General features: G+C 34.8%; 1 protein-coding gene. It reads right to left on the minus strand.

Annotation, left to right across the window (positions count from 1 at the left end; genetic code table 11):
* Positions 1-128: 128 nt before the first annotated feature.
* Positions 129-599 carry an IS200/IS605 family transposase gene (gene tnpA / locus AB9Q04_RS08045; RefSeq protein WP_410024820.1) on the minus strand — a complete coding sequence of 157 codons (471 nt, stop codon included), beginning with the start codon at positions 597-599 and terminating at the stop codon, positions 129-131.
* Positions 600-755 lie beyond the last annotated feature (156 nt).

Consider the following 755-nt stretch of genomic DNA (forward strand, 5'->3'; position numbering starts at 1 on the left):
AATCAGAACTACCAGCTTAGCTGGTAGTTTCCACAGCGCCTATAAGGCGCGAATACCGGCACGCCCCTACTGGGGCTCCGAGTATTCTCCACATGCAACACTATCCCAACTACTGCTTAAGCAGTTTTTTATTTGCTTCTTTTTACTGACTCACCCGTAAACGGGTCATAGTATTCCTTTAAGCTGATTTGGTCTGAATAATAATCTTCTTTTAATTGATTTTGTATATATTCTTTTATCTTTTTTTCATTTCTACCAACTGTATCAACATAGTAACCTCTACACCAGAAATGTCTGTTTCCATATTTATATTTCAAATTGGCATGACGATCAAATATTATTAATGAACTTTTCCCTTTTAGATATCCCATTATTTCTGATATACTGTATTTTGGTGGTACTTCTATCAACATATGAACATGGTCTACACAAAGCTCAGCTTCTATTATGTTTATTCCTTTACGTTGACATAATTCTCTAAGTATTTGACCTATATCTTTTTTTAGTTTTCCATATATTGCTTGCCTTCTGTATTTTGGTGCGAACACTACATGATATTTACATCTCCATTTGGTGTGTGATAAACTATTCTTGTCCATTAAATTCTCCTTGCTTTAATTGTGCATGTGGTTATCACAATTATATATCAAGCGAGAATTTTTTGGCTTGAAGCTAAAGCTAAATTCCTCCACCTGCATAGCAGGTGGTTTATTGTTTCACTCACATTCGTTCGTTCAACTCACTTAAGTGAACAA

It is taken from the genome of Anaerococcus groningensis (assembly GCF_046365465.1).
Classification (GTDB): domain Bacteria; phylum Bacillota; class Clostridia; order Tissierellales; family Peptoniphilaceae; genus Anaerococcus; species Anaerococcus groningensis.